Consider the following 25,058-nt stretch of genomic DNA (forward strand, 5'->3'; position numbering starts at 1 on the left):
CCTTCTCCACAGTCGGAACAATTCAGGACGTTGTGAGATCGATGTCGCCGGAACCCGAGGCGACCGTCAGTGTGTTCGCCGCTCCCGCGACGTTGGGGATTCCGTTGTGGATCGATCCGCTGTCGGTATGCGTATCGATCCGATAGGGATGAGCGGGCACGGTGACGGAGATATGGCCCGACTTGCTGTGCGCGGTCAGCTTGTTCGGCGCGGCCGACAGCTCGATGCCGATATCGCCCGATTTGGTGGTCGCCGCGACGGCGGGCGCGACATCGCTCAAGGACACACTGCCGGAACCGCTCTCCACGTCCACCGGGCCCGCGATCTTCCTGATCGTCGCCGATCCGGAACCACCCCGATAAGTCACCTCGCTGACGCCCTCGATGTCCACGGAACCGGAACCGCCGAAGACGCTGATCTTTGTCGCGGCCGGGACGGTCAGCGTGTAATCGATCCTGCAGTTGTCGCAATCCGCGCTGAGCGCCAGCGTGCCGTTTGCCTGGCTCGGCACAGCCGAGGGCGCGTGGGAGCGGTAGGCGATCTCCCGGTGAATCTGAACGGCATTGCCCGGCGTCACCCGTACCGATCCGCTGCCGTTGTGGATCTCGATCACCGCCGGATTGCCTGCCACCGACGTATCGTCCGAGGTGTGATTGGCGGCCGGTCCCAGGTCCGAGCATGCCGTCACCCCGAGCGGCACGGCCATCGAGCAGACCACCACTCGGAGAATCGCCGACGATGTTTTCGCCGAAAGTTTCATAGCCCCCCTCTCCTGTTTTTGTCGGCAACATACAAGCCGTTGTGCCGGTCACCATATCCGGCGATAGCGGGTACAGAACAGTCAGGATTTCCCTACCTGACGCAAATGTCTTCGTGCAGAAGGCTTTTCGGATCGCCTAGCGGTCAGCTGTGGACACCTGGCGTCGTTTGGGGCACCAGCTCGGCGCCCCGTGGCGACGAGGCGCTCGCATGCACGGCGAGGACACACTGCAGGAGGGCCTGCGCTCCCTGCACCAGCAGCGGTTCGGGGGTGTACTCGTCCGGGGCGTGGCTGATGCCGCCGGTGCTCGGCACGAAAACCATTGCGGTTGGCACGTATCGGCTGAGCACGCTGGCGTCGTGTCCGGCGTAGCTGAGCAGCCGACCGACTGCGGGAGCAACCGTTCGCAGCGACATCTCCACCGTGTGGCACAGCGCGGGATCGAAACGAGCCACCGGCTTGTAGGAGATCTGTTCCACGGTGCCGGAACAGTTCTCCGCCTCGGCACTGTGCTGGACCAGCTGCTCCAACTGACGGCGCACCGTCCGGAGCGCTTGTTCCGTACCGGCCCGGAACTCGACGACGAATTCGGCCCGGCCCGGGATCACATTGGGTGCGCCGGGCTCGAACTCGATGAAACCGAGGTTGGCGACCATGCCGGGGTCCAGGGCGGTGACCAGGTCGATGATCTGGGCCGCCGCCTTGACCGCGGCCTGCCCCGCGTCGGCCCGTCCCAGCATGGGCGTGGTGCCGCCGTGGTTGGCGACACCCTGCATGGTCACGGAATAGCGTGCCACACCGACGATTCCGCTCACCGCAGCGAGCTCGAGCTCTGCGGCTTCCATTCGCGGACCCTGCTCGATGTGCAGTTCCAGGTAGCCGGCGACGCTCTCGATATGGCCGCCCGCACATAGGGCGGTGGAGCCCACCAGTCCCCCCGTCGAGTTGGCCTGTGCCCCTTCCTCATCCCAGAAACTGACGATCTCCAGCATGTCCGCCGCCGGGTGGTCGGCCTCATGGAGCACGCGAAGCACCTCGAGTGCCGCGATGACGCCGTAGGCGCCGTCCAGGTAGCCCCCGCCGGGCACGGTGTCGGTGTGCGATCCGACCAGCAACCAGGGGCCTCGGCTGTTCCCGCGGCGGCCGAAGACATTGCCGGTGTCGTCGGCCCAGCTGGACAGCCCGCATGCTTCGATGCGCTCCCTGATCCAGGCTCGGGAGGCAAGGTCGGCGGCGGAACCGGCGACGCGGTCGATCCCGCCGTCCTGCCGTCGTCCGAAGGTGGCGAGTTCAGCCAGGTCCAGCAGAAATCTCCGGCTCGAAATATGTAGTGGTGTCATGTGTTTCAGCTCTCTGTCCCGGGGACGTACCGCAGCAGGGCATCGACCCTGGACGGTTCGAAGACGCCCTGGTGATCACCGGCGATCCGGTCGATTCGCAGACCGCGCAGCGCGAGCGACCGCCATCGGTCCAGATATTCGGCGTAGCCACGCCCGCCGGTGACGGAGTGGGTGCCCGTGGCGCACTCGTCGGTCAGTACCAGGTGGACGCGCGCGGCGAGCGGTCCATAGCGGTAGGCCGACATGCTGCGGTCGAGCAGGCGCCAGGTGCGCATGTTCGCCGCCAGTTCGTCCAGCAGTTCGGGCTGGGCGCTCACCCCGGCCAGCCGCAAGAGCGCGATCAGCGTCTCCTCCACGCTCGCCCTGGACGCGCCTGTGGCGGCCGCACGGATGGCGAACAGGCGCTCGGCCTCGGCGAAGAACTGTTCATCCACGGCACCGCCCTGACCCGTCGCCGAATCCGCCCGATCGATGGCCGGATCGATGAGCGTCAGGATCGGGGCCGGCTCACCCCGCTCGATCAGTTGCCTGGCCATCTCCCACGCCACCGCGGCCCCCGACGACCATGCGAGCAGGTGCACGGGGCCGTCGGGTCCGGTCTCCGCCAGTTCCGCGAGATAATCCTCGGCCAACATCGCCACCGACGGCGGAGCGGCCTCGTCGCGAATTGCCTTGGCCGCGAAGGCCGCGACCGGGCGCTGCGGGCCGATTCGCTCGGCGAGCGGCCGGAACCAATGAATGCTCCCGCCGACGGGGTGCACGCAGAAGATCGGGGTGCCCTGACGGTTGGGGCTGAGCCAGACGAGGGATCTCGTCGCGGTGTCCGCCCGATCCACCTTGGCGGCCAGCTCCGCCACCGTCCGGCATTCCAGCAGGTCCGCGGTGGACAGGGCGAGGCCGAGTTCCTGCGCTTGGGCCACCACGCGCAGCATGAGCAGGGAGTGCCCACCGAGCTCGAAGAAGTCGTGGTGGACGCCGATGCGTTCGAGGTCGAGCACTCGACGCCACACCGAGGCGATCAGCACTTCGGTCTCGGTGCGCGGCGCGAGGTAGGTACGACTCGCGGCGAGACTCGTCAGTTCTGGCGCGGGCAGCGCGTTGCGGTCCACCTTCCCGTTCTGGTTGAGCGGGATCTTGTCCAGTTCGATGAACAGCGTCGGCACCATGTACTCGGGCAGCGTCTGCTTGCAGTGGGCGATCAACGCATCGCGGCCAGGTATTTTCGCCCCCTCGGCCACGCAGTAGGCGATGAGCTGTTTGTCGGTGTCGGCCAGCCTGCGCGCGACTACCAGGGCGTCACGGATCTCCGGATGGCCGGTGAGCACCGTCTGGATCTCGCCTGTCTCGATGCGGTAGCCGCGGACCTTGACCTGGTGGTCGACCCGATCGACGAAGACGATATTGCCGTCGGGGCGGACCCGGCACAGGTCACCGGTGCGGTAGAGCCGGGATCCCGGCATCCCGAACGGATCGGGGACGAACCGGTCGGCGGTGACGTCGGGCATATTGGCATAGCCGCGCACCACCCCGACCCCGCCGACGTAGAGCTCGCCGAGGGCTCCGATGGGAGCAGGCTCCATATTTTCGTCGAGCACATACATCGTGGTGTTGGGAATCGGCTTGCCGATCGGAACGAGTTCGCCATCCTGGTCGCCCGCGATCTCGTAGGTACAGTTGGCCACCGAAATCTCCGTCGGCCCATACTCATTGAGCAGGACCGAGGGGGCGCCGAGCACCCGCCAGCGTTCCAGGGTGCGGCGCGGGAAAGCGTCGGCCCCGACCGCGAGCAGCGGTGCCAGGTCCGCCGCCTCGCCGGCGGTGAGCTGCGCGGTGAGCAGGTCGAGGTGGCCCGGCGTCATCTTGATGAAGCGGTACGGGCCGGACTCGACCAGCAGCCTGCCCAGGTCGTCGACCTCGACCTGCTGCGGAAGCACGTGGACCGCCTCGCCCATGATCAGCGGCGTGTAGAGGTCGGGTACCACCATGTCGAAGGCGATCGACGAAAACAGCGGCGCCCCACCGGAGCCCTGCGCGGCGTAACCCTCGACGCACCACCACAGGTAGTTGGTCACGCCGCGGTGCGGAACCAGCACACCCTTCGGTCGTCCGGTGGATCCCGAGGTGTAGATGACGTAGGCAAGGTTGTCCACCCCGGCGGCGGGCGGCAACGCCTCGCCGGACTGGGCGTCGATCAGCTCGCGGTCGCGATCGACCAGCAGATAGTCGTCGGCGGGCAGGATATCGGCGAGCAGTTCGGCGTAATCGCTGTGCGTCAGCACAATGTTCGCGCCCGCGTCGGTGAGCATGTAGGCGAGCCGCTCGGCGGGATAGGTCTGGTCGAGCGGAACATAGGCGCCGCCCGCTTTCCACACACCGAGCAGACACGGGACCAGCTCGGGGCCGCGGTCGACCAGCACCCCCACCACCTGCTCGGGGCCGACACCACGCGCACGCAACAAGTGGGCGTACCGGTTGGCCCGGGCATCGAGTTCCGCATAGGTCATCCGGGTTCCGGCGAAGGTCACCGCGACCGCATCGGGATTCTTCGCCACCTGGATCTCGAAAAGCTCGTGCACACAAGCGATCCGGCGCGGCGCGGCGGTGTCGTTCCACGCGGCGAGGACCTGTTCACGCTCCCCGGCCGGCAGGTAGGCGGCGACCGCGTCACCGCCGGGGGCGGCGGCCATCGCCACCAGCACCGCCCGGTACATCGCGCCGAGCCGGGCGCCATTGGCGCGGCTGACGGCGGCCGTATTGGTGGTCAGGACCACGTGACCGTCCTGCGTGGCCGCGGAGAGTGCGAACTCGTTGGGGCTGGCGTCCACGCTCATCGCGTAGTCGACGAGATCCCGGTCGACCATGTGGAAATCGAGGTAATTGAAGAAGACGTCGACCAATCGCCGGCCGCCGGCGAATTCGTTCTGCATGGCCGACAGCGGGAATCGCCGGTGCGGCCACAGCTCGATCTCCTGCGCGAAGACCTGCTGGACCAACTCCCGCCAGGTGGACGCCGATCCCCGGAAGGCGAAGGGCACGGTGTTGAGATACATGCCGTAGACCTGGTCCGCGCCGAGCCGCTCGGGGCGGGTGTCACAGACCAGGCCCGCGAAGAAGGTGTCCTCGAAGGTGAGCATGCTGAGGACCTTGAGGTGCGCGGCGTGCACCACGCTCTTCATCGGCACGCCCGCCTCGGCGGCCAGCGCCCGCAGACCGTCCTCCAGGTCGTGGAAGGCGACGGGGACCTGATACATCTCCCGCGGCGCGGCGAGATCGCCCCAGTGCGCAGGCAATTCGAATTTTGTCCCCTCGCTCACCACGCGACTCCAGTAGCCCCGGTCCTCGGCCGAGGTGAGCGCCGCGCGCTCGGCGGCGACATAGTCGGCGTAGCGCACCGCGGGCATCGGCGTGGCCACCGGAACAGCGCCGGCCCGGATTTCGCGATAGCAGCGCAGCAGCTCCATCAACAGCGAGTGATAGCTCCAGCCTTCGAGAATCGCGTGGCACTCCGTGATGACCAGCCACCAGTCGGTCTCGCTCGTGATCTGCGCGAACACCCGAAGCAAGGGCGGATTGCCGAGGTCGAACGGATTCGCTCGTTCCAGTTCGATGTGCGCATGGACCGCCTGCCGCTGCGCCTCGTCGTCCAGCCTGCGCAGATCGTCCATGCCCACCGACATCTCGGCCGTGCGGTGCACCAGCTGCAGTGGCTCGGTGTAGCCGAACAGGTCGATGGAGGTCCGCAGCACCTCGTGCCTGCCGACGACCATGGCGGCCGCGGCTTTCAGGGCGGCCGGTGAAAAGGGCCGATCATCAAGGACTTTGAACGCGGTCACGTTGTGATAGGTCCGCTCCGCGCTGCTGAGCATCTCGAAGATCATCCCGGCCTGCACCTGCGACAGCGGGTACGCGTCGGTGACGTCTGTCTCGCGGACGCGGTCCGTGTCGGCCGCGGCCAACAGGCTGAAGGGAGCCACGGTCGGCTCCTCCACCAGGGCGGTGGTGTGCTCGGCAACCATGTCGGCCAGCCGCGCCACCGTCCGCAGCCGGAACACGTCGCGGACGGTGACGTCGAAACCGGCCGCCCGGATCGCACCGACCAGGACCACCGCCTTGATCGAGTCGCCGCCGAGATCGAAGAAGTCGTCGTCGACGCCGACCTGGTCCAGGCGCAGCATCGTTTCCCAGATCTCGGCCAGCACCGCCTCGTCGCCGGTGCCGGGGGCACGGTAGCCGCGGACCGCGCGATCGATCGCGCGCCCCGGCGCGGGCAGCAGCCGCCAATCCAGCTTCCCGCTGGTGGTCAGCGGGAAATGGTCGACAGCGACGAAGGCCGACGGGATCATGTAGACCGGCAGCGACCGGGCGGTCCAGTCCTTGAGCTCGGCCGGCTCGGGCGCCCCTCCCGAATCCTCGCCACGAATGACATACGCCACCAGCTCCTTGATGCCCGGGATGTCCTCCCGGACAACGACAACCGCGTCCCGCAGCCCCGGATGACCGGCCAGTACCGACTGGATCTCGCCGAGTTCGATGCGATAGCCACGAACCTTCACCTGGCTATCGATGCGGCCGAGATGCTCCAGCTCCCCGTCCGGACGGACCCGGCCGAGGTCTCCGGTCCGGTAGAGCCGGGCGCCCGGCGGACCGAACGGGTCGGGGACGAATCGTTCGGCGGTCAGGTCGGGGCGTCCGAGGTAGCCCCGGGCCAGCCCGGGACCGCCGACATGGATTTCCCCCGGCACCCCGATCGGGGCCAGATTGCCGTCTCGGTCCAGGACGTAACTGCGCAGGTCGGCGATCGGGCGGCCGACCGAATTCGAGGCGTACTCGTTCTCCGCCATGGTGATTCGGCGGTGGCTGACATGCACCGTCGTCTCGGTGATCCCGTACATGTTGATCAGTTCCGGGCGCTCGACGCCGAGCCGGGCGATCCAGGGCTCGAGCTCACGGACGTCGAGGTGTTCGCCACCGAAGATCACCGTGCGCAGGGCGAGGCGGCGCATCCGGGGATCGTCGCGGCGCGCCGCGTCCGTCAGGGCGCGGAAGGCCGACGGAGTCTGGTTGAGGACGGTAACCTGCTCCGCGACAAGCAGATCCAGGAACTCCTCGGGTGACCGGGACACTCCCCCGCCGACGATGACCAAGCGGCCACCGTGCAGCAGCGCCCCCCACAGCTCCCAGACGGAGAAATCGAAGGCGTAGGAGTGGAACAGCGTCCAGGTGTCCTGGGGACCGAACTCGAAGTGGCCCTTGGTGGCCGCGAAGAGGCGGACCACATTGGCATGGGTGACCGCGACGCCCTTGGGTTTGCCGGTGGAGCCCGAGGTGTAGATGACGTAGCCGAGATTGTCCGGGGCCGTACGGTTTTCCGGGGTGGTCGCGGGCATGGCGGCGATCGCCTCGTGGTCGCGATCGAGCAGTAACAATTCGAGCGAACGGGTAGCCGCCTCGGTCACCGTCGCCGCGTGCGCGGCATCGGTGACCACGATCTCGGCACCGGCGTCCGAGAGCGCCCAGCCGAGCCGTTCGGTCGGATGGGACGGGTCCAGCGGCAGGTAGCCCGCACCGGATTTCAGCACCCCGAGCAGCGTGGCGACCAGCTCTATCCCCGGCTCGAGGCAGACGCCCACCAGGGAGTCCGGCCCTGCGCCACGTTCCCGCAAAGCATGGGCGAGCCGATTGGCGTGCGCGTCGAGCTCCGCGTAGGTGCGGCTCGCACCGCCGGACACCACCGCGACCGCATCGGGTGTAGCGGCGGCCCGCGATTCGAAGAGCTCGTGCAGGCATGCCGCGCTCGGCGACGGTAGCTCCGCCGCCGACGGCGACCGTCCCCCCGCACTGAGCAGCGCGAGCTCGGTGGGCTCGAGCAGCGCGAACGCCGAGACCCGGGTATCCGGTGCCGCCGCGATACCGTCCAGCAGCCGAAGGTATCGATCCGCGAGGCGCCGCACGGTATCGGGTTCGAAGAGCGCGGTGGCGTATTCGATGACGCCACGCAGCGGGCCGCCGGCCTCCTCCTGCAAGTGGCAGGAGAGGTCGAACTTGGCGACCGTCGACGGGACGGCGACACGTTCCACCGCCACGCCCGCGATGCCCGAGACGGCATCGGCGGACTCGTGCATCGCGAACGCGACCTGGAACAGTGGCGTTCTGGCCAGGTCGCGGTCCGGCTGCAGATCGTCGACCAGCTGACTGAACGGCACGTCCTGATGCTCGAGCGCATCCAGCAGCGTCGACCGGTTCGCCACGAGCAGTTCGGTGAACGACGGATCTCCCGACCAGCGGGCCCGCAACACCAACGTGTTGACCAGATAACCGATCAGGTCGCGGATCTCGGCCCGGGTCCGAGCGGTGACGGGCGTGCCGACGGCCAGATCGGTGGTGCCGGTGTGGCGAGCGAGCAACACCTGAAAGGCGGTGAGCAGCACGACGAACGGGGTGGTGTGCTGCTCCCGCGCGATCGCCCGCAACGCGTCGGCGACGGGGGCGGCCACCGCGAACGGAACCGTCGCCCCGTGCCAGTCCCGCAGCACCGGTCGCGGCCGATCGGTGGGGAGTTCCAGCGGGCCGAGCCCGGCCAATTGGCGCTGCCAGTAGGCCGAGCCGCTCGCCTGCGCCGCCGACCGGTGGTTCCGCTGCCATGCCGCGTAGTCGGCGTATTGCACGGACAGCGCGGGAAGTTCGCCGTTCTTCGGCTCGCCACCAGACCCGTACAGCGCGGCCAGCTCGCCGGTGAAGATCTCCAGGGAACCGTCGTCACCGGCGATGTGGTGCATGACGACGATCAGCAGGTGCTCGTCGTCGCTCAGCCGAATCAACCGGGCCCGGATCGGCGCCTCGCGCTCCAGATCGAACGGGGTTGCCAACTCCTGCTCCAGCAGCGCCCACGCGGTCGACTCCCGCTCTTCCAGAGCGAGTTCGGTGAGATCCACCGAGTCCATGGCCGGTACGGTGTCGACCGAGCCGATCACCTGGACGGGCACCGCTCCGGCCAATCGGTAACGGGTGCGCAGGATTTCGTGCCGCCGCAGCACCTCGGTGAACGCCAGGCGCAGCGTCTCGGGGCACAGTGGCCCGCGCAACCGCAGCACCAGCGGCATGAGGTATTCCGGGCTCTCCGGAGCCCATCGGTTGAGGAACCACATCTGCTGCTGCCCGAACGACAGCGGCAGGTCCCCGTCCCTGGCCGCGGGACCGATCTCCCGCGGCACGCGCGCGGCGGCCGCGTCGCCACTTGCCGGGCGACCGGCCAACCGCCGCCGCAACAGCTCCTCGCGGAGGTCCCGGTCCTGGAAGTTGGCCACGCCGGCATCACCAATCGTCATGACGGGGTCTGCTCCTTGATCTGGTTCGTGTACGCCGCGATCTCGGCGTCGTCGAGCAGGGCGATCTCCGCTCGGATCTCCGCCTCCAGCACGTCCGCCAAGTCGGCGAGGGTGGGCCGCTCGTAGACCGTGCGCAGCGGCAGCACGAGCGCGAAGGACTCCTGGATCTCGGTGACCATGCGGGCCGCGAGCAGGGAGGTCCCCCCTGTGTGGAAGAAATTGCATCGTGCGCTGTCGACCCGGATCCCGCCGAGCAGCTCGCTCCATATCTCGGCGAGCCGTTCCTGCACGGGGCCGAGCAGGGCGACCCGCTCCTCGGGCGAGCTCCCGAATTCGGCGGGCGGCAACGCCTTTCGGTCCACCTTCCCGCTCGGGTTGAGCGGGAACTCGTCGAGCGTGACGAAGACCATCGGGATCATGTAGTCGGGCAACCGAGTTCGGCAGTACGCGGCGAGTTCGGCGGATGGCGGCCCCGGCGGATAGGCGGGCACGCAGTACGCGATCAACTGCTGCTCCGTCCCGACCTCGGCGGCGACCACGAGGGCATCGTGCAGCTCCGGATGGGTGCGCAGGACCAGGGCGATCTCGTCCGGCTCGATGCGGTGGCCCCGGATCTTCACCTGATTGTCGATCCGGTCCAGGTATTCGATCGTCCCGTCGGGCCTGCGCTTGACGAGGTCTCCGGTGCGATAGAGGCGCGAACCCGGGATCGACGAGAACGGGTCCGGGATGAACTGCGCCGCAGTACGTTCCGGCAGGTTGCGGTAACCGCGGGCGAGTCCCACCCCGCCGATGAGCAGCTCGCCGGGCACCCCGACCGGGACCTGCACCAGGTTCTCGTCGAGGACATAGACGGTGGTGTTCTGCAGCGGCCGCCCGATCGCGACCCGATCGGGGGCCTGCGCTACCTCCCAGGCCATCGACCAGATCGTGGTCTCCGTCGGGCCGTAGACGTTGGTCAGCCTGCCCACCCGCGTGCGTAACTGCCGCGCGAGATCGACCGACAGCGCCTCCCCGCCGACCAGGGCGACCGTCGAGGGTCGGTCGAATCCCGCCTGCAGCAACAGTTTCCACCCCGACGGGGTGGCCTGCACGTGCGAAACCCGGTGCCTGTCGACGAGGCCGAGCAGGGCCTGTCCGTCTCTGGCCTGCTCGGCACTCGCCAGCACGACCCGGCCGCCGGAGATCAGCGGGAGGAAAAGCTCGAGCCCCGAGATGTCGAACGACAGCGAGGTGACGGCGAGCCACACATCACCGGGCGCGGCACTCAGGTCGTCGCGCATGGCGAGGAGCAGGTTGGCCAGGCCACGATGTGCGACCTCGACGCCTTTGGGCCGCCCGGTCGAACCGGACGTATAGATGACATAGGCGAGATCACCGCCCGGCGGCGCGAATCCGGCTGTCTCCGTGGTGTTCTCGACATCTCCGCCCGACGTGAGCAGCACGGTGGTGCCGTTCGCCGCGGGCAGCAGTCCCTGGTGTGCGGCGTCGGTGATCACCACCGTGGCCTGCGAGTCGCCGAGCATATAGGCGAGCCGCTCCGCGGGCAGCTCCGGACTGAGCGGAACATACGCGGCGCCGGCCTGCCAGACCCCGATCAGGCAGGCCACCAGATCGGGGGTGCGGTTCATCAGCACCCCGACCACCGATTCGGGCCCGACACCGATGGCGCGCAAACGGCGGGCGTAGTGGCCTGCGCGCTGGTTCAGCTCGGCATAGGTCATCCGGCTCGTCCAGGAATCCGGGGATCGGCCGTCGATGATCGCGACCGCGTCCGGGGTAGCCGCCGCCTGCCGCTCGAAAAGCTCAGCGGCACCGGCCGAGTCGCGGCCGACGACGGTGTCGTTCCATTCGACGAGCGATTGCCGTCGTTCGGTCGCGGTGCGCAGCTCTACCGTGGAAACCGGCGCGTCTGGTTGTGCGGCAACGCTTTCCAGCAGCGTCAGGAAGTGCAGGGCCATCCGCTCGATGCTCTCCCGATCGAAGAGCGCCGTAGCGTATTCCAGTACCGCGCCCAGTGACCCGTCTCGGTCACGGTGCATCACCAGCATCAGATCCGTCTTGGCCGTCTGCCAACCTTGCTGCAGTACCTCGATTTCCGCGGCGTCCGCCATCGGCGCGGTGAAGCCCTCGTCGTGCAGGTCGAACATGACCTGATACAGCGGCGTGCGGGACAGATCGCGCTCGGGCTGCATCGCCTCCACCAGTCGCTCGAACGGGAGCTCTTGATGAGCGGACGCGGCCATCGCGGTGCGGCGCACCCGATCCAGGGCCACGTCGAAACCGGGATCACCGGTCAGGTCACAGCGGATCACCAGGGTGTTGAGGAAAAGACCGACGACGCCTTCGGTTTCCGGGCGGATCCGTCCGGCGACCGGAGCGCCGACGGGGATATCCCATCGACCCGTATAGCGAGCCAGCAGGGTGGCGAACGCGGTCAGCAAAGTCATGTACGGGGTGGCGCCGTTGCGCTGTCCCAGCTCGGTGACCGCACGGCTCGACCGGGCCGGAACGGTGAAGACGACAACTCCCCCGCGCACGTCGCGGATCGCCGGACGCGGCCGGTCGGTGGGCAGGTCCAGTGGCGCGATGCCGTCCAGGACCGAGCGCCAGTGGGCCAGCTGCCGATCCAGCAGGTCGCCGGTGAGCCGATCGCGCTGCCACACCGCGTAGTCGGCGTACTGCACCGGCAGCGGCGCGAACTCGGGCTCGCGCCCTTCGCGCAGGGCCGCGCAGGCGACCCGGAATTCGCGCTCCAGCAACGCGGATGACCATCCGTCGCAGGCGATGTGGTGGATCGTCAGGATGAGCAGATGCTCCGTGCCGGGGTTGCGTACCAGCAGCGCCCGCCACACCGGACCCGCGCCGAGGTCGAACCCCTTGGCGCATTCCGCCGCGAAAAGCTGTCCGAGCGCGGCATCGGCGGCCGGTCCGAGATCCTGCTCGGCCAGCTCGACGACGGGTTCGAGGTCGATGACCTGCCGGGGTTGTCCGCCGATCACCGGGTAGCGGGTGCGCAGCACCTCGTGCCGCCGGGCCAGCGTCGCCAGCGCTCGCGCGATCTGCTCGGAGCTCGTCTCGGCGGGAACCCGCAACAACAGCGGCACAACGTATTCCGCGCTGGCCGGGTTCAGCCGGTCCAGCAACCACAGGCGCTGCTGCCCGAAGGACAGCGGCATCGAGGCGCCGCGCTCGACCGGGCGCACCGGGGACATCTCGGCGCCGCGCGTCGCGATCAGTGCCGCCTGCTCCGCCACGGTGGGCGAGGCGAGCAGGTCCGTCAGCGCGACCTCCTGCCCCGACGCACTGTGCAGCCGCCCGGCCAGGCGGTTGAGCATCAGCGAATATCCGCCGCGCTGATAGAAGTCGTCGTGCACCCCGACGCGGTCGATACCGAGCAGTTCGGACCACAGACCTGCGACGAGGTGTTCCTCGGCCGTCCGAGGGGCTACGTACTCGGGGTCCATGGGCGACTCGCCGGACCAGTGATCCGGCAGCGCCGCCCGGTCGAGCTTGCCGCTGCTGGTCCGCGGCAGCTCCGCAAGCGAGACCAGGACCGTCGGCACCGCATAGTCCGGCAGCCGGGCGCGGAGATATTCGCGCAGTTCGCCGACCGTAATCTTGCGCGTGGCAACGAAATACGCCACGAGCTGCCGGGTACCGGCGCGATCCACACCGACGGTGACCGCCGCCTGCCGAATCACCGGGTGCGTGGTCAGGACACTCTCCACCTCGCCCGGCTCGATCCGGACGCCGCGGATCTTGACCTGATCGTCGAGGCGGCCGAGGAATTCCAGGATGCCGTCGGAGCGCCACCGCGCCCGGTCGCCGGTGCGATAGAGCCTCGCGTTGGCCGGACCGTAGGGGTCGGGGACGAACCGTTCGGCGGTGAGCGCAGGCCGGCCGAGATAGCCCCTGGCCACGCCGGGCCCACCCGCGTAGAGCTCGCCGGGGACGCCGATCGGGGCCAGTTCACCCGCCGCGTCGAGCAGCAGTACCCGCATCCCGTCGATGGGACGGCCGATCGGCACCTGACCGGTGGTTTGCGCGCGGTCGAACCGGTGGGCGGTGATGTCGATCGAGCATTCGGTGGGGCCGAACGTATTCCATAGTTCGGTGTCCGGTCCCAGCGGATCGAGGAGCCGATGCGCCAGCTCCGCGTGCAGCGGTTCGCCTGCCGAGAAGATCAGCCGCAGCGAGCCGCACAGTGGCCAATCCGGCTCGCCCGCAAGCAGACTCAGCACCGAGGGCACGCCCTGCAGCACGGTGGCGCCGCGCTCGATCACGGCGCGGACCAGGGCCTCGGGATCCCGCTCGGCACCCACCGGCGCCAGCACGACCGTCGCGCCGACCACGAGCGGGGCGAAGATCTCCCAGCCGGCCGCATCGAAGCTCAGCGGCGTCTTCTGCAGCACCCGGTCGGCACTGCCGAGCTGGTGGCGGCGCACGGTCCACCGCACCCGGTTGGCGATCCCCTCGTGGCTGATGACCACGCCCTTCGGCCGTCCGGTCGAGCCCGAGGTGTAGATCGCGTACGCGGCGCCCGACGGATCGCCCGGCCGCCCCGCATAATTCGTCGGAAATTCGGCGATCCCGGCGGCCGCGTCATCCAATGACACCCCGTTGTGCACTTGGTGGGCCAGCCGGGACTGGGTCAGCGTCAGCGCGACTCCGGTATCCCTTTGAATGAAATCCAGCCGGTCGGCCGGGTGGGCCGGATCGAATGGCACATAGCCGGCCCCCGCCTTCCACACCCCCAGCAGGGCGATCACCAATTCCGGGCTGCGTTCGATACATACGCCGACCAGATCGTCACGGCCGATGCCGCGGGCGCAGAGAAAGTTCGCCAGCTGATCGGCCCGCGCGATCAACTCACGATAGGTGAGCCGGTCGTCACCGGCTTCCACCGCAACGGCGTCCGGCGTCAGCCGAGCCTGTTCGTCTACCAAGCCTGGCAGCATAATCCCTACCGTTCCCGAAACCGATGAATTGTTCAGCCGCTATTTTTGGACTGCCGCCATACGCTGCCGCAGGCTGAGCGGACGCATATCGGTCCAGACCGACGCGATATGCGCGAGACAATCCTTTTTGGGGCCGCGGGTACCCTCCGCTCGCCAGCCGGCGGGGATATCCCGCTCAGCCCACCACACCGAATACTGTTCCTCGTGGTTGAGCACGACCAGATATTCGCGAATATCGGCTTCGTCGGCCATGACTGTCCTTTCTGTTCGAATAGCGAGATCAGTTCGGCAGGGCTTCCAGCAGCTGCTTCTCCCCCGCGATATTCAGATTCCGATCCACCCAGTCGTCCGAGAAGACGGTCTGCAGATACCGGTCACCGCGGTCCGCCAGAATCAGCACACAGTGCGACCCGGCCGGAATCTCCGCCGCCTTCTCCAAAAGCGCGGCCACCACCGCCCCCGACGAGGCGCCCGCCAGAATGGCCTCGGTGGCGACCAGCCGACGGCAGGCGCGGACGCACTCCGCGTCGGTCACATGAATGACCTCGTGTGCCGCGCCCTGATCGAACAGCGCGGGGCGAACGGCGGCGCCGTGCCCGGGCAGCAGCCGTTTCGTGGCGGGCTGCCCCTCGAAAATGCGGCTGCCGACGGCATCCACCGCGACCAGGCGGGTCGACAGCGAGTGGGCGGCAACATATTGGGCACAGCCACGCAGGGTGCCGAACGAGCTGACCGCCGAGAACAGATAGTCGACCGGCGCGTCCAGCGCGGACACGATCTCCCGCATGGTCTGTTCGTGGGCACGCGGGTTGAGCAGGTTGGCGTACTGATTAGGCCAGTACGCCCCCGGTAGTGAGTCGGCGATCTCCTGAACCCGCCGGATGCGGCTCAACAGATACTCGCCGTCCGCGCCCGGCCGGTTCACCATCTCCACCTCGGCGCCATAGGCATGCAGCATGCCGATGTTGTGCGGGCTGGTCTTCGCGTCGACCACACAGACGAACCGGATGCCGTAGTAGCAGCAGATCTGGGCGATCCCGACGGCGAGATTGCCGGAACTGGATTCCACCACGGTGGACCGGCCCGGCACCAACTCGCCGGACGCGATCTTGTCGGCCAGCATGCTGAGCGCGGAACGGTCCTTGATACTGCCGCCGGGGTTGGCCATCTCCAGTTTCGCGTAGACGGAGAAATCGAATCCCGACGACAACTTGACTAATTCGACAAGAGGCGTCTCGCCAATAGTGGCGAGAATACCCCCATGTTGCACACCCATCAGAATCCTCGTCCCTGCCAAGCTTCCCTGCCGCACAGTTTGGTGCCATTTCCTATATCCGCCCTATACTCCTCGCGGATCCTGTTCCGGGTAGCTGCCCCGGGGCCTGCTGTGATAAACAGGGACTCGGACCGCCTATCGGTTCCAACTCAATACATATGCATATGAAAATTGGGGGATCTATGGCCGCCATATCGCCACTGACCATCCAGCAGGAATCAATGCTGCTGCTCAACAAGATGGCGCCCGACGGTATCGGGTACAACCACTTCGTGGGATTCGCCGTCCGCCCGGGTATCAGCGTCGAACAACTGCAACGTGGCATGGATACGCTGCTGGCCCGGCACGAACTGCTCCGGTCTACCTTCCATGCCGACCACACCGGCACCCATCGGCTGACCAGCCGGCATGCGGTAATCGAACCCGAAGTCATCGACGGCACCACACTGGATGCCGACCAGACCCGTGAACTGGCACAGCAATTCGGCTACCGCCACTTCACGCTCGGCGAACAGCTACCGCTGCGCTGCCTGCTGATCACCCGGGGCCGGGAAGAATCGGTGGTGGTGCTGGTGACACACCACATCGCGAGCGATTTCCATTCGATCGGCGTGCTCGTGGAAGACCTGTTCACCAGCGCGCTCGAGCCGGATCGCGCACTGTCCCCGGTCGAGCACCCGTTCACCGATCATGTCCGGGCGGAGCAGCAGTGGCTGGACTCGGACGAGGCCGCGAACGCACGCGACCATTGGTTGTCGCTGCTCGACGGGGTCGATCCGGTGCTGGAATTGCCTGCCGATCTGCCGCGGCCTGCCGAGTACCGGCTGGTCGGCGGCACCGTCGACTTCCGGCTGCCCGACCAGCTCGTCACCGAACTCAAGACCGTGTGCCGCGAATCCGGTGTCACGCCGTTCTCCTACCTGCTGGCCGCCTTCGTCGTCCTGTTGCAGCGCAGCAGCGGCCGGCGCGAGTTCGTCATCGGCTCGGGCATCGGCACCCGCAGCCGCCGAAGTGCCCATGTGATCGGGCCTTTCGTGAACACCATGCCGATCAAGGCGGCTCCCGGAGCCGACCTCACCGTCGCCGCGCTCGGCACGGCCCTCGCCGAGCAGATCACCCGGTCCGCCGAACACGCCAGGTATCCGTTCGCGCTGCTGCCCAGCGCCCTCGGCATTCCGCGCGACCCAAGCAGAACACCGTTGGTGCAGGTGCTCATGACGCTGATGGCCGTCGGCCGGACCAACCCGGTGCTCGCAGCGATCGCGGAAGGCACGGGGCACGTGGAGATCGGTGATCACCTGCTGGAACACCTGGACCTGCGGCACCAGGAGGGGCAGTTCGACCTGGGTCTGGAGATCTACCAGACCCCACAGGCGATCCGGGGCCGACTGAAGTTCAACAGCGAGATCTTCACCATGGCCACGGTCGAGCGGATGGCCCGGCACTACACCACCCTGATCGCCGCGGCGGTGCACCACCCCGGCGAACTCATCGACCGGTTGTCCATGGTGGACCAGGAGGAGAAGGCCAGATTGCTGGCCTTCTCCTCCGGCGAATAGCGTTGGTGCGCACGGGGAACTAAGCCGACCGCTCGACAGGTGCGCTGGCCATCGGCACCCGAGGGCGGCAACCCAGCAGATCCAGGGCATCTTCCACATCGCTGGTGTCCTGGATCAACGCCCGGTCCTCCTGGCCGATGAAATCCGAACGGACGAGGTGGTCCAGCATCAGGATCAGCGGATCATAGAAGCCGTCGCGGTTGACCAGCACCATCGGCTTGCAGTGGAACCGCAGCTGATTCCAGGTGGCCACCTCCATCAGCTCGTCCAGGGTGCCGAGACCACCGGGCAGGACCGCGAACGCATCGGACATCCGATACATCAAGGCCTTTCGTGCGTGCATATCCTTCACCACGTAGATCTCACCCCGAACCTCCAGGGACTTCTCGCGCTCGCGCAGCTCGCGGGGGACGACGCCGGTGACCGCGCCACCACCGTCGAACACGCCCCTGGCCACGGCATGCATCACGCCGGTGCCGCCCGCGCCGTAGACGAGACTGCCACCGCGGCCGGCCAGTGCGAGCCCGAAGTCGTGGCCGAGCGCGATGTGATCGTCGGACGCGCCGGCCCGAGCGCCGCAGAAGACGGCGACCTTGTTGGTGAATGTGTTTGTAGCGCTATTGAACATGCTCATCTCCTCGATGACTTACTGGGATTTCGTGGCTGGATGACCACGGGTTGGTCCGGTCCGCCGGTCGGGAACGAGCACCAGAGCGCTGCAACACCCTCATTCCGGTGTCGCTCGCGACAGTTGGACTTCGGCAAACGCCCGACTGAAAAGCTGCTCGCCCGCCGCACGAACATCGAGCGCCACGGTGGCGGCGTCGGGTCCTATCGCCTGGATACGACCGCTCAGCGCGAGCTCGACCGCGGCCTCCGCGTCGACCTCGGCCAAGCGGGAGAACCGCACACCGAATTTCCGGATGGCGGTCGGATCGCCGAGCCACGCGGCCAGATATCCGGCGGCCAATCCCATGGTCAGCATTCCGTGCGCGACGACCGTCGGCAGACCGGCGAACCGGGCGGCGGCGTCGCTGAAGTGAATCGGATTCGGGTCCCCGGCTACGCCCGCGTAGTTCACCAGATCGCCGCGAGTCAGCCGGGCCGTCTGCGGCGGGAGCACATCGCCGACGGCCAGCCGGTCGGCCTGCGGCACCGTGTCGACGTCGGGTCCCCGATAGGGCCCGGCGGTGGCGACCTGCGGTTCCGCCGCGGCGGTTACCGGAATCAACCGTGGCGGCCGGTCCCCCGCACCCTGCCTGGCCACAGCTTCGACGAGCCGGGCGATATCCGGGCGCACTTCCTGCCCCTGCCGAACCGCGATCGTCGTCGATTCGGTTCGGATGACACAGCCCGACTGGTCGGTGACGACGAATCGTAAAGCCACGAAGTCCGTGTCGGCCGGCGAGCGAATCGACGCTATCGTCACGGCGGAGCGCAGCCGGTCCCCCGCGACGATGGCCCGGTGCGTCTCGATTGTCTGCTCGGCGTGCAACACCTGCGAGAGATCACGGTCGGGGAACACCGCGTTCAACACGGCGCGGATTCCACTGACCGTGAGAATCGAGGTGAAGGTCGGCGGCGCCACCAGCCCGAGATAGCCCAGTTTCCGAGCGCAGTCGTCGTCTCGATGCACCGGATGATCGTTCTGCACCGCCGCGGCGAATTCGCGAATCTTCTCCCGGCCCACCTCGTAGTGGTCGGGCAGCCGGAACCACCGGCCCACCAACCTGCGATCGTTCGTCAAGGGATCGTCACCACTTGGGCAGCGTGCACCAGTCCGGCGCCGTAGCCGACGACCAACGCCAGGTCGCCCCGGGATACCGCGCCGTCGGCGCGCAGCGCATCCATGGCGAGCGGGATCGAGGCGGCGCCGGTATTGCCCTGGGTCACGATGTCGCGCGCGATGGCCACCGCGGGCGGCAATCGCAAGGCGCGCACCAGAGTCTCGGTGATTCGCAGATTCGCCTGATGCGGGATGAAGGCCGCGAGATCGTGCGCCGTGACCCCGGCCGCCGCCATCGCCTTTTCGGCGACCGGTGCCACGGCGCTTGTCGCCCAGCGGTATACGTCCTGACCGATCATGGTCAGTGCCGGGAAGCGGGATCCGGATCGGGCGAAGTCGTCCGGATCCCGCAGCGCGTCCCATGGGGTGTGCTGCCGGATCGCCTGACTCTTCGCCCCCTCCGAACCCCACACCACCGCACCGATTCCCGGTGTCGCCGACGGCCCGACCACCACGGCGCCTGCGCCGTCGGCGAACAGGAACGCGGTCATGCGGTCCTCGAAATCGGTGAGGTCGGACAGCCGTTCGACCGATACGACCAGCACCCGCCGCGCGGAACCGCCACCGACCAGGTCGCCTGCGATCGTCAGTGCGTAGTTGAACCCGGCGCAGGCGGCGCCGACATCGAACGCGCCGGACCGTAACCCCAATTCGTGCGCTATTTCCGCGGAAACGGACGGAGTATTCCGCATCGACGACAGCGTCGCGACGATCACACAGTCGATATCCGCAGGCACGAGCCCGGCATCGGCGACGGCCGCGCGCGCCGCCGAGGCCCCCATCTCGACCAGAGTTTCCTTCTCCGAAGCCCGGCCTCTGGTCATGATTCCGGAGCGCGCCCTGATCCATTCGTCATCGGAGTCGATACGCTCACAGATCTCTTCATTGGTTACTGTCCGGCGCGGGCGATAGGCGCCGAGCCCTTCGATGCGGGCGAATCGCGTGCGGCGATCGGCCCGCATCTCACGTAGCGACATCTTGTTCTTCAATTCACGTGCCCCGTACCGTCTCTAAATTGCTTCGGGTAACATCTCCGGTTCACGCCGACGCCGACTCCTACCGTCGACCTCTCGGACCATGTACGTCGCCGTTGTCACGGCCGCCCTGGCACAGCCCAACATCTCCCGCGCCCGGGTCGTCTCGGAGTGGTTCAGCAATGACATGCCGTCCAGCGCGCATCGAACAAGGTAGGTCGTCGCCACGGTCAGTGGTTCGCCCGCCGGGATCGTATTCAGCTTCTCGTACGCGGACCGGAGTAGAAATTCCGCCTCCTCGAACGAGCTCCCTGGCATTACGCTGCCCCGGATTGATCGCTTTCCTGCCGCATGACGTAGTCGGCAAGATCGGCGACGGTGGTCAGCTTCGGCAATTCCGCATCCGGAATTTCGACGCCGAAGGAGGACTCGCTCGCCACGATCAGATCGACGGTGGTCAGCGAATCGACGCCGGCCGCCGTAAAACTGATCGACTCGTCATTACCGCCCTCGTACTCGGGAAGGAATCGCTTGATGAGAGCGAAGATCTCGGTGACAACCTCGACACGGTTCATGATAAACAACTTTCTCACTGATTTCCGATGAAAAATTCTCGTACCCTAAAGGCGAACAACCTGAGCCGCGTGGCTCAATCCCGCTCCGTATCCGATCAGCAGCGCCAGGTCACCGGATCGCACATCGGAGCTCTCGTACAGGCGATGCAGCGCGAGCGGGATCGTCGCCGAAGAGGTGTTCCCGGTATCGATCACATCGCGTGCCACCCGGTCCTCGGCGAAACCGAGTTGACGGGCGAGCGCATCGACGATGCGCAGGTTGGCCTGGTGCGGCACGAACCAGGCGATCTCATCGAGTCCGACACCGGCGAGCTCGCAGGCCCGTTTGGCGGCCGCGGGCATTTTCCCGGTGGCCCACCGATAGACGGCCTGGCCCTGCATCGCGATCCGGTCGTTTTTTCCCTCCTGTGCTTCGGTGGCGAGTACCGACGCCCGCGACCCGTCACTGCCCCAGCTGACCGGACCGATACCCCATTCGTCCGACGCCGAGACCACGGCGGCACCCGCACCGTCACCGAAGATGACGAACGGCTCGCGAATTTCCGGCCCGATCAGATCGGACAGCCGCTCGGAGGAGGTGATGAGCACATTTCGCGCTTGGCCGACCGCGACCGCATTGGACGCCATCGACAGCGCGTAGGTGAACCCGGCGCACACCGCTGCGAGATCGAAGGCGCCGGGCGCCGGAATGCCGAGTTCGGTCGCGATCTGCGGCGCGGCAGCGGGCATCAGCTGGCGTCGGCTCGAGGTGGTCAAAATGACGAGATCAACCTCGTCCGGCGCCACCTTCGCCGCTTCCAGGGCTTGCCCACCTGCGACAATTGCCATGGAGATGATATCGTCCGCCGGCCCGGCGTGATAGCGGGACTCGATACCGGTGCCGTTTCGAATCCAGTCCGGATCCAGTCCGGCCAGGGCGGCCAATTCATCGTTTTTGACGAGGTTACCGGGGCGATAAACACCCAGGCCACTGATTCTTGTTCCGCTAGAAGTCACAACGTCGCTCCACCATCGATCTGAAATACCTGGCCTGTGATATACGAAGAACGGTCGGAGGCCAGAAAGGCGACCAGCTCGGCTACTTCTTCGGCGGTGCCCGGCCGTCCCAGAGTAACGCCGGAGAGTATCTTTTCGGTGTGTTCCGCAGACAACGCCGAACTCATATCTGTTTCGATCAGTCCCGGTGCCACGATATTAGCTCGCGCGCCATACCGGCCTATCTCCTTCGCAAATGATTTGGTGAATCCGATCATGCCGGCCTTGGAGGCCGCATAGTTGGTCTGTGCGAAATTTCCGTACACGCCGACCACGGAGGACACGGTGACCAGCGAGCCCGACCGGCGGCGCATGAAACCGCGAACCACACTGCGGGCAATATTGTAAAGACCGGTCAGATTGACGTGGATGACATCGTGCCAGTCCTGATTGTCCATCAGGGCCAATGGGCTGTCCTTCACGATGCCCGCACTGTTCACGACGGTGGTTATCGGTCCGACCGTGTGCTCGACGTGCCGGATGAACTCCTGCACCTGCTCGAAATCGGTGACATCCAGTTTTTGGGACACCACTTCTACGCCCTTGTGACCGACCTCGTCGACCACTACTCGGGCGGCGTCGGAATTGGCTCGGTAAACGAAAGCAATGTCGTAGCCTTCCTCGGCCAAGCGGTTCACCACCGCCCGGCCGATGCCACGCGATCCGCCGGTTACCAGCGCAACCGGTCTTTTCGGGGTCGGGACCGACACTTTACCCCCACGATTACTGGTTGTTTCTTTTGTCGAGAATAAGCGTGCGCCACGCGTCGATACTGAACCTATATACAAGTGCGCACGCGGCTAATGCTTGTACGCATCCTCCTGCACCCAGTGAAAACCACGGGCGAGTTGCGGGATTTTCTGTAGGTCAAGCTGTTCCAGGCGCATATGCACGGGTTGTCCGTCGAGCTGCCCGTCCAGGGTGAGCCGGTCGGGCTGGGGCCTGGTGTAGGTCAGCACGATGACTCGGGCGCGATTACTCGGGTCCGTCAGGGTGAGCGTATTGCGGTTCTGGTCGACGTCGGCGCGGTATTTGGTCAACGAGTCGTTCATCGATTGCACGGACGTCTGCGCAGGCACATCGTCGAACACAATGCGACGCCAGCGTTGCGTGTCCGTGGTCAGCGGCGGCAATTCGTGGCCTGCGACGGAGTATTCCTCGATGTTCCAGATGCCGTACAACGGCGACTTCGGCTCTTCCATCCTGGTGATGGTCCAGCTCTGGTCCACGAGCGCGGCCAGAATCCAAATCCCCAGCAGCACTTGGGCGCCCGCCGCGATCCGGTTGGCGCGCACCGTGCGAAACAACGTCTGCGCACGCGATCGTTCGACCGGGCGGTCGCTCAGGAATACGTCCCGCAGTCGACGCGCGTGCGGTGCGGCCAGTACCAGGCTGAGCAGCAAGAGCTGGAACGCGAAGAGCTTCACCGGCACATCGAAAGCCAGGTTCAGCACGAACACCTGCAGCATCGACACCGCACTGAGCAGCGCACCCAACAGCGCCGTGCGCGGCAAGATCAGCAGCAGGCCGGCGACGATTTCGGCTGCCCCCAAGGACATCTCGTACGGTCGCGACGAGGCGACCTGCTGCCACAGCACGCTCATCGGACTGAAATCGCCCCACGGCTCGATCATCCTGGCAAGCTCGAACCGCATTTGGACCGGGAATACCTTGAGCGTGCCGTAGAAGAACATCTGCGATGCCAGGCATATCCGCAGAAATACCTGAAACCACTTGTGCAGCATCGTGTACTGCGTACGCCGTCGGTCCAGGACCGACCAGATCACGGCGACGACTACAGCCAGGACGAGCAGGCAGAACACCCATACCCAGTAGAACATGATGTCGCCGCCGCGCGAAGGATGGTATCGCGCCTGCACCCCGAACACGTGGGAGCCGACCCAGTCGACGACCGGGCTCAATTGCCGAGCCTCCCATCCGAGCACGCTCTCGCCGGCGTCGTTGGTGAGAAATCCGCCCCACCGCACCATGATCTGTCCGGTGCTGAGGCAGAACAACAGCAAATATGCGAAGTAGAACCGGAACACCATCAGGGTGGCCGGGTGCCAGCGCCGCTGAGGTTTCTCCTCACCTACTTCCCGATCATCTTGCAACGCAATAGAATCCACGTAAGTACTCATGCAATCGCCCTACTTCTTGGTCCGCGGTCCCGGCGGCGGCTGGATGCGGTAGCCGTCGGGGATCGTCGGAACATGCACTCGCCGACGGCCGAGCGCCTTTTCGATCGCCGGTGCCAGCCGGTCCAGCTTGGCCTTCTCGTTGGCCTCGTCGCGCTCATGGAATTCGGGCATGACTTCCCGCGCGAACAGCTCCATCGATGCGCAGATCTGCTCGTGCGGGATCCGGCCGGTCTGACAGATCAGCAGGATCTGGTCGACCCCGGCCGCTTCGTACTTGCGGAGGTTGGCTCTGATCTGGTCCGGCGTGCCGACCCCGTCGAACGCCGAGCTCCCGGTCGTCGAATTCTCGTCGGCACCCGACGCCACGTCCGGAATACCGAGGTCCTCCCACAGATTGGTGTTGCCGGGCACCGGGCGGCCGTACCGGTAGTAGTAAACGACGGCCCTGGCGAAGAATTCGTGATTGGCCATCCCCTGCTTCTTGGCCACCTCTTCATCCTCGTGCGCCATCAGATACATGGTCATGGCCACGTTCGGATTCACCGTCCGGCCGACCGGAACGCAGCTTTCGGACTCGATCGTCGCGTAATAGTCGTCGACCCACTTCCCGGCTTCCTCAGGACCGACGAAAGAAAGGGTGAGCGCGCCGGTCCCGCGTTTCGCGGCCTCAACGATCCCGTCGCGGCGCGACGCCGAGCGCCACAGCGGCGGGTGCGGTCGCTGCAGCGGCTTGGGCAGCACGTTCCTCGGTGGCATCCGGACATATTCGCCCTGATAGCCGGCGAATGGCTCCTCGCTGAACATGCGGATGATCGCCTCGAGCGACTCCTCGCACGCTGCCTGCTTCGTATTCCATTCGACATCGAATCCGCCGAGCTCGACCGGCGTGGACGACTCTCCGGAACCGAATTCCACCCGGCCATCGGAGATGAGGTCGAGCATGCTGATGCGTTCGGCCACCCGCGCCGGATGGTTGATCTTCGGCGTGATGACCATGACCCCGTGGCCGAGCCGAATGTTCGTGGTGCGCTGGCTGGCCGCCGCGAGGATTACCTCCGGCGCCGAGGAGTGGCTGTACTCCTCGAGGAAGTGGTGCTCCACCATCCATGCGTAGTCGAAGCCCAATTTATCGGCCAGTTCGATCTGGTCGATGGTCTGCTTGGCGATGCGATGGGCACCGCCTTCGACCCAGGGCTTGGGTTCTTGGAGTTCGAAGAACAGACCAAACTTCATTTGCGGCTCCGGTCTTGTCGTCTAACTGGTCAGATCCAGCCTGGAGCGCAGGGCAATACTGGACCTATACACCGCATACGAAGGGCGGCAACC

The 25,058-nt window shown here is 66.6% G+C and carries 15 protein-coding genes; 1 reads left to right on the forward strand and 14 read right to left on the reverse strand.

The annotated features are described in order from the left end of the window. Window positions 1–22: 22 nt before the first annotated feature. The 6 genes from ACIBK2_RS16320 to sbnA all read right to left on the reverse strand — a co-directional run bounded on the left by ACIBK2_RS16320 (window position 23) and on the right by sbnA (window position 15,662). Window positions 23–760, reverse strand: coding sequence for a DUF4097 family beta strand repeat-containing protein (locus ACIBK2_RS16320; RefSeq protein WP_396967928.1), 738 nt, complete (start codon window positions 758–760; stop codon window positions 23–25). A gap of 143 nt (window positions 761–903) precedes the next feature. Next, a complete protein-coding gene (locus ACIBK2_RS16325) occupies window positions 904–2,100 on the reverse strand; it encodes a M20/M25/M40 family metallo-hydrolase (RefSeq protein WP_396967930.1) in 1,197 nt (398 codons plus the stop codon). Between the two features lie 5 nt (window positions 2,101–2,105). Further along, complete coding sequence (locus tag ACIBK2_RS16330) at window positions 2,106–9,425, reverse strand: amino acid adenylation domain-containing protein (RefSeq protein WP_396967932.1); 7,320 nt, start codon at window positions 9,423–9,425, stop codon at window positions 2,106–2,108. After that, a complete protein-coding gene (locus ACIBK2_RS16335) occupies window positions 9,422–14,374 on the reverse strand; it encodes an amino acid adenylation domain-containing protein (protein WP_396967934.1) in 4,953 nt (1,650 codons plus the stop codon). Before ACIBK2_RS16335 ends, ACIBK2_RS16330 begins: the two co-directional genes overlap by 4 nt. Window positions 14,375–14,425: 51 nt before the next feature. Continuing rightward, a complete protein-coding gene (locus ACIBK2_RS16340; RefSeq protein WP_396967936.1) occupies window positions 14,426–14,638 on the reverse strand; it encodes an MbtH family protein in 213 nt (70 codons plus the stop codon). 28 nt (window positions 14,639–14,666) lie between these two features. Next, entirely contained in the window at window positions 14,667–15,662 is a 996-nt protein-coding gene (sbnA, locus tag ACIBK2_RS16345; protein ID WP_396967938.1) for a 2,3-diaminopropionate biosynthesis protein SbnA, read from the reverse strand. Between the two features lie 182 nt (window positions 15,663–15,844). On the opposite strand from sbnA, the gene ACIBK2_RS16350 reads away from it, so the two are divergent. Next, on the forward strand, window positions 15,845–17,221 hold the full coding sequence (locus ACIBK2_RS16350; RefSeq protein ID WP_396967940.1) for a condensation domain-containing protein: 1,377 nt from the start codon (window positions 15,845–15,847) through the stop codon (window positions 17,219–17,221). 19 nt (window positions 17,222–17,240) lie between these two features. Here ACIBK2_RS16350 and ACIBK2_RS16355 read toward each other — a convergent pair whose 3' ends face one another. The 8 genes from ACIBK2_RS16355 to ACIBK2_RS16390 all read right to left on the reverse strand — a co-directional run bounded on the left by ACIBK2_RS16355 (window position 17,241) and on the right by ACIBK2_RS16390 (window position 24,965). Further along, window positions 17,241–17,849, reverse strand: coding sequence for a TIGR00730 family Rossman fold protein (locus ACIBK2_RS16355; RefSeq protein WP_396967942.1), 609 nt, complete (start codon window positions 17,847–17,849; stop codon window positions 17,241–17,243). Between the two features lie 99 nt (window positions 17,850–17,948). Beyond that, window positions 17,949–18,968, reverse strand: coding sequence for a fused (3R)-hydroxyacyl-ACP dehydratase subunits HadA/HadB (locus ACIBK2_RS16360; RefSeq protein WP_396967944.1), 1,020 nt, complete (start codon window positions 18,966–18,968; stop codon window positions 17,949–17,951). Continuing rightward, a complete protein-coding gene (locus ACIBK2_RS16365; RefSeq protein WP_396967946.1) occupies window positions 18,965–19,996 on the reverse strand; it encodes a beta-ketoacyl-ACP synthase 3 in 1,032 nt (343 codons plus the stop codon). Before ACIBK2_RS16365 ends, ACIBK2_RS16360 begins: the two co-directional genes overlap by 4 nt. 302 nt (window positions 19,997–20,298) lie before the next feature. Continuing rightward, window positions 20,299–20,556: an acyl carrier protein gene (locus ACIBK2_RS16370; protein ID WP_396967948.1), complete on the reverse strand. Its 258-nt coding sequence runs from the start codon at window positions 20,554–20,556 to the stop codon at window positions 20,299–20,301. Window positions 20,557–20,601: 45 nt separating this feature from the next. Continuing rightward, window positions 20,602–21,552: a beta-ketoacyl-ACP synthase 3 gene (locus ACIBK2_RS16375; RefSeq protein WP_396967950.1), complete on the reverse strand. Its 951-nt coding sequence runs from the start codon at window positions 21,550–21,552 to the stop codon at window positions 20,602–20,604. Beyond that, on the reverse strand, window positions 21,549–22,301 hold the full coding sequence (fabG, locus tag ACIBK2_RS16380) for a 3-oxoacyl-ACP reductase FabG (RefSeq protein ID WP_396967952.1): 753 nt from the start codon (window positions 22,299–22,301) through the stop codon (window positions 21,549–21,551). Before fabG ends, ACIBK2_RS16375 begins: the two co-directional genes overlap by 4 nt. 90 nt (window positions 22,302–22,391) lie before the next feature. Continuing rightward, complete coding sequence (locus ACIBK2_RS16385; protein ID WP_396967953.1) at window positions 22,392–23,732, reverse strand: DoxX family protein; 1,341 nt, start codon at window positions 23,730–23,732, stop codon at window positions 22,392–22,394. 9 nt (window positions 23,733–23,741) lie between these two features. Next, window positions 23,742–24,965 (reverse strand): LLM class flavin-dependent oxidoreductase, encoded by a 1,224-nt coding sequence (locus ACIBK2_RS16390; protein ID WP_396967955.1) that lies wholly within the window; start codon window positions 24,963–24,965, stop codon window positions 23,742–23,744. Between the last annotated feature and the right edge of the window lie 93 nt (window positions 24,966–25,058).

The organism is Nocardia sp. NPDC050175 (genome assembly GCF_044459885.1).
Taxonomy (GTDB): Bacteria; Actinomycetota; Actinomycetes; order Mycobacteriales; family Mycobacteriaceae; genus Nocardia.

Bases quoted from the DNA above. Each gene is read 5' to 3' on its own strand.
- ACIBK2_RS16320 (WP_396967928.1), bottom strand. From the start codon at position 760: ATGAAACTTTCGGCGAAAACATCGTCGGCGATTCTCCGAGTGGTGGTC.
- ACIBK2_RS16325 (WP_396967930.1), bottom strand. From the start codon at position 2,100: ATGACACCACTACATATTTCGAGCCGGAGATTTCTGCTGGACCTGGCT.
- ACIBK2_RS16330 (WP_396967932.1), bottom strand. From the start codon at position 9,425: ATGACGATTGGTGATGCCGGCGTGGCCAACTTCCAGGACCGGGACCTC.
- ACIBK2_RS16340 (WP_396967936.1), bottom strand. From the start codon at position 14,638: ATGGCCGACGAAGCCGATATTCGCGAATATCTGGTCGTGCTCAACCAC.
- sbnA (WP_396967938.1), bottom strand. From the start codon at position 15,662: ATGGGTGTGCAACATGGGGGTATTCTCGCCACTATTGGCGAGACGCCT.
- ACIBK2_RS16350 (WP_396967940.1), top strand. From the start codon at position 15,845: ATGGCCGCCATATCGCCACTGACCATCCAGCAGGAATCAATGCTGCTG.
- ACIBK2_RS16355 (WP_396967942.1), bottom strand. From the start codon at position 17,849: ATGTTCAATAGCGCTACAAACACATTCACCAACAAGGTCGCCGTCTTC.
- ACIBK2_RS16370 (WP_396967948.1), bottom strand. From the start codon at position 20,556: ATGAACCGTGTCGAGGTTGTCACCGAGATCTTCGCTCTCATCAAGCGA.
- ACIBK2_RS16385 (WP_396967953.1), bottom strand. From the start codon at position 23,732: ATGAGTACTTACGTGGATTCTATTGCGTTGCAAGATGATCGGGAAGTA.
- ACIBK2_RS16390 (WP_396967955.1), bottom strand. From the start codon at position 24,965: ATGAAGTTTGGTCTGTTCTTCGAACTCCAAGAACCCAAGCCCTGGGTC.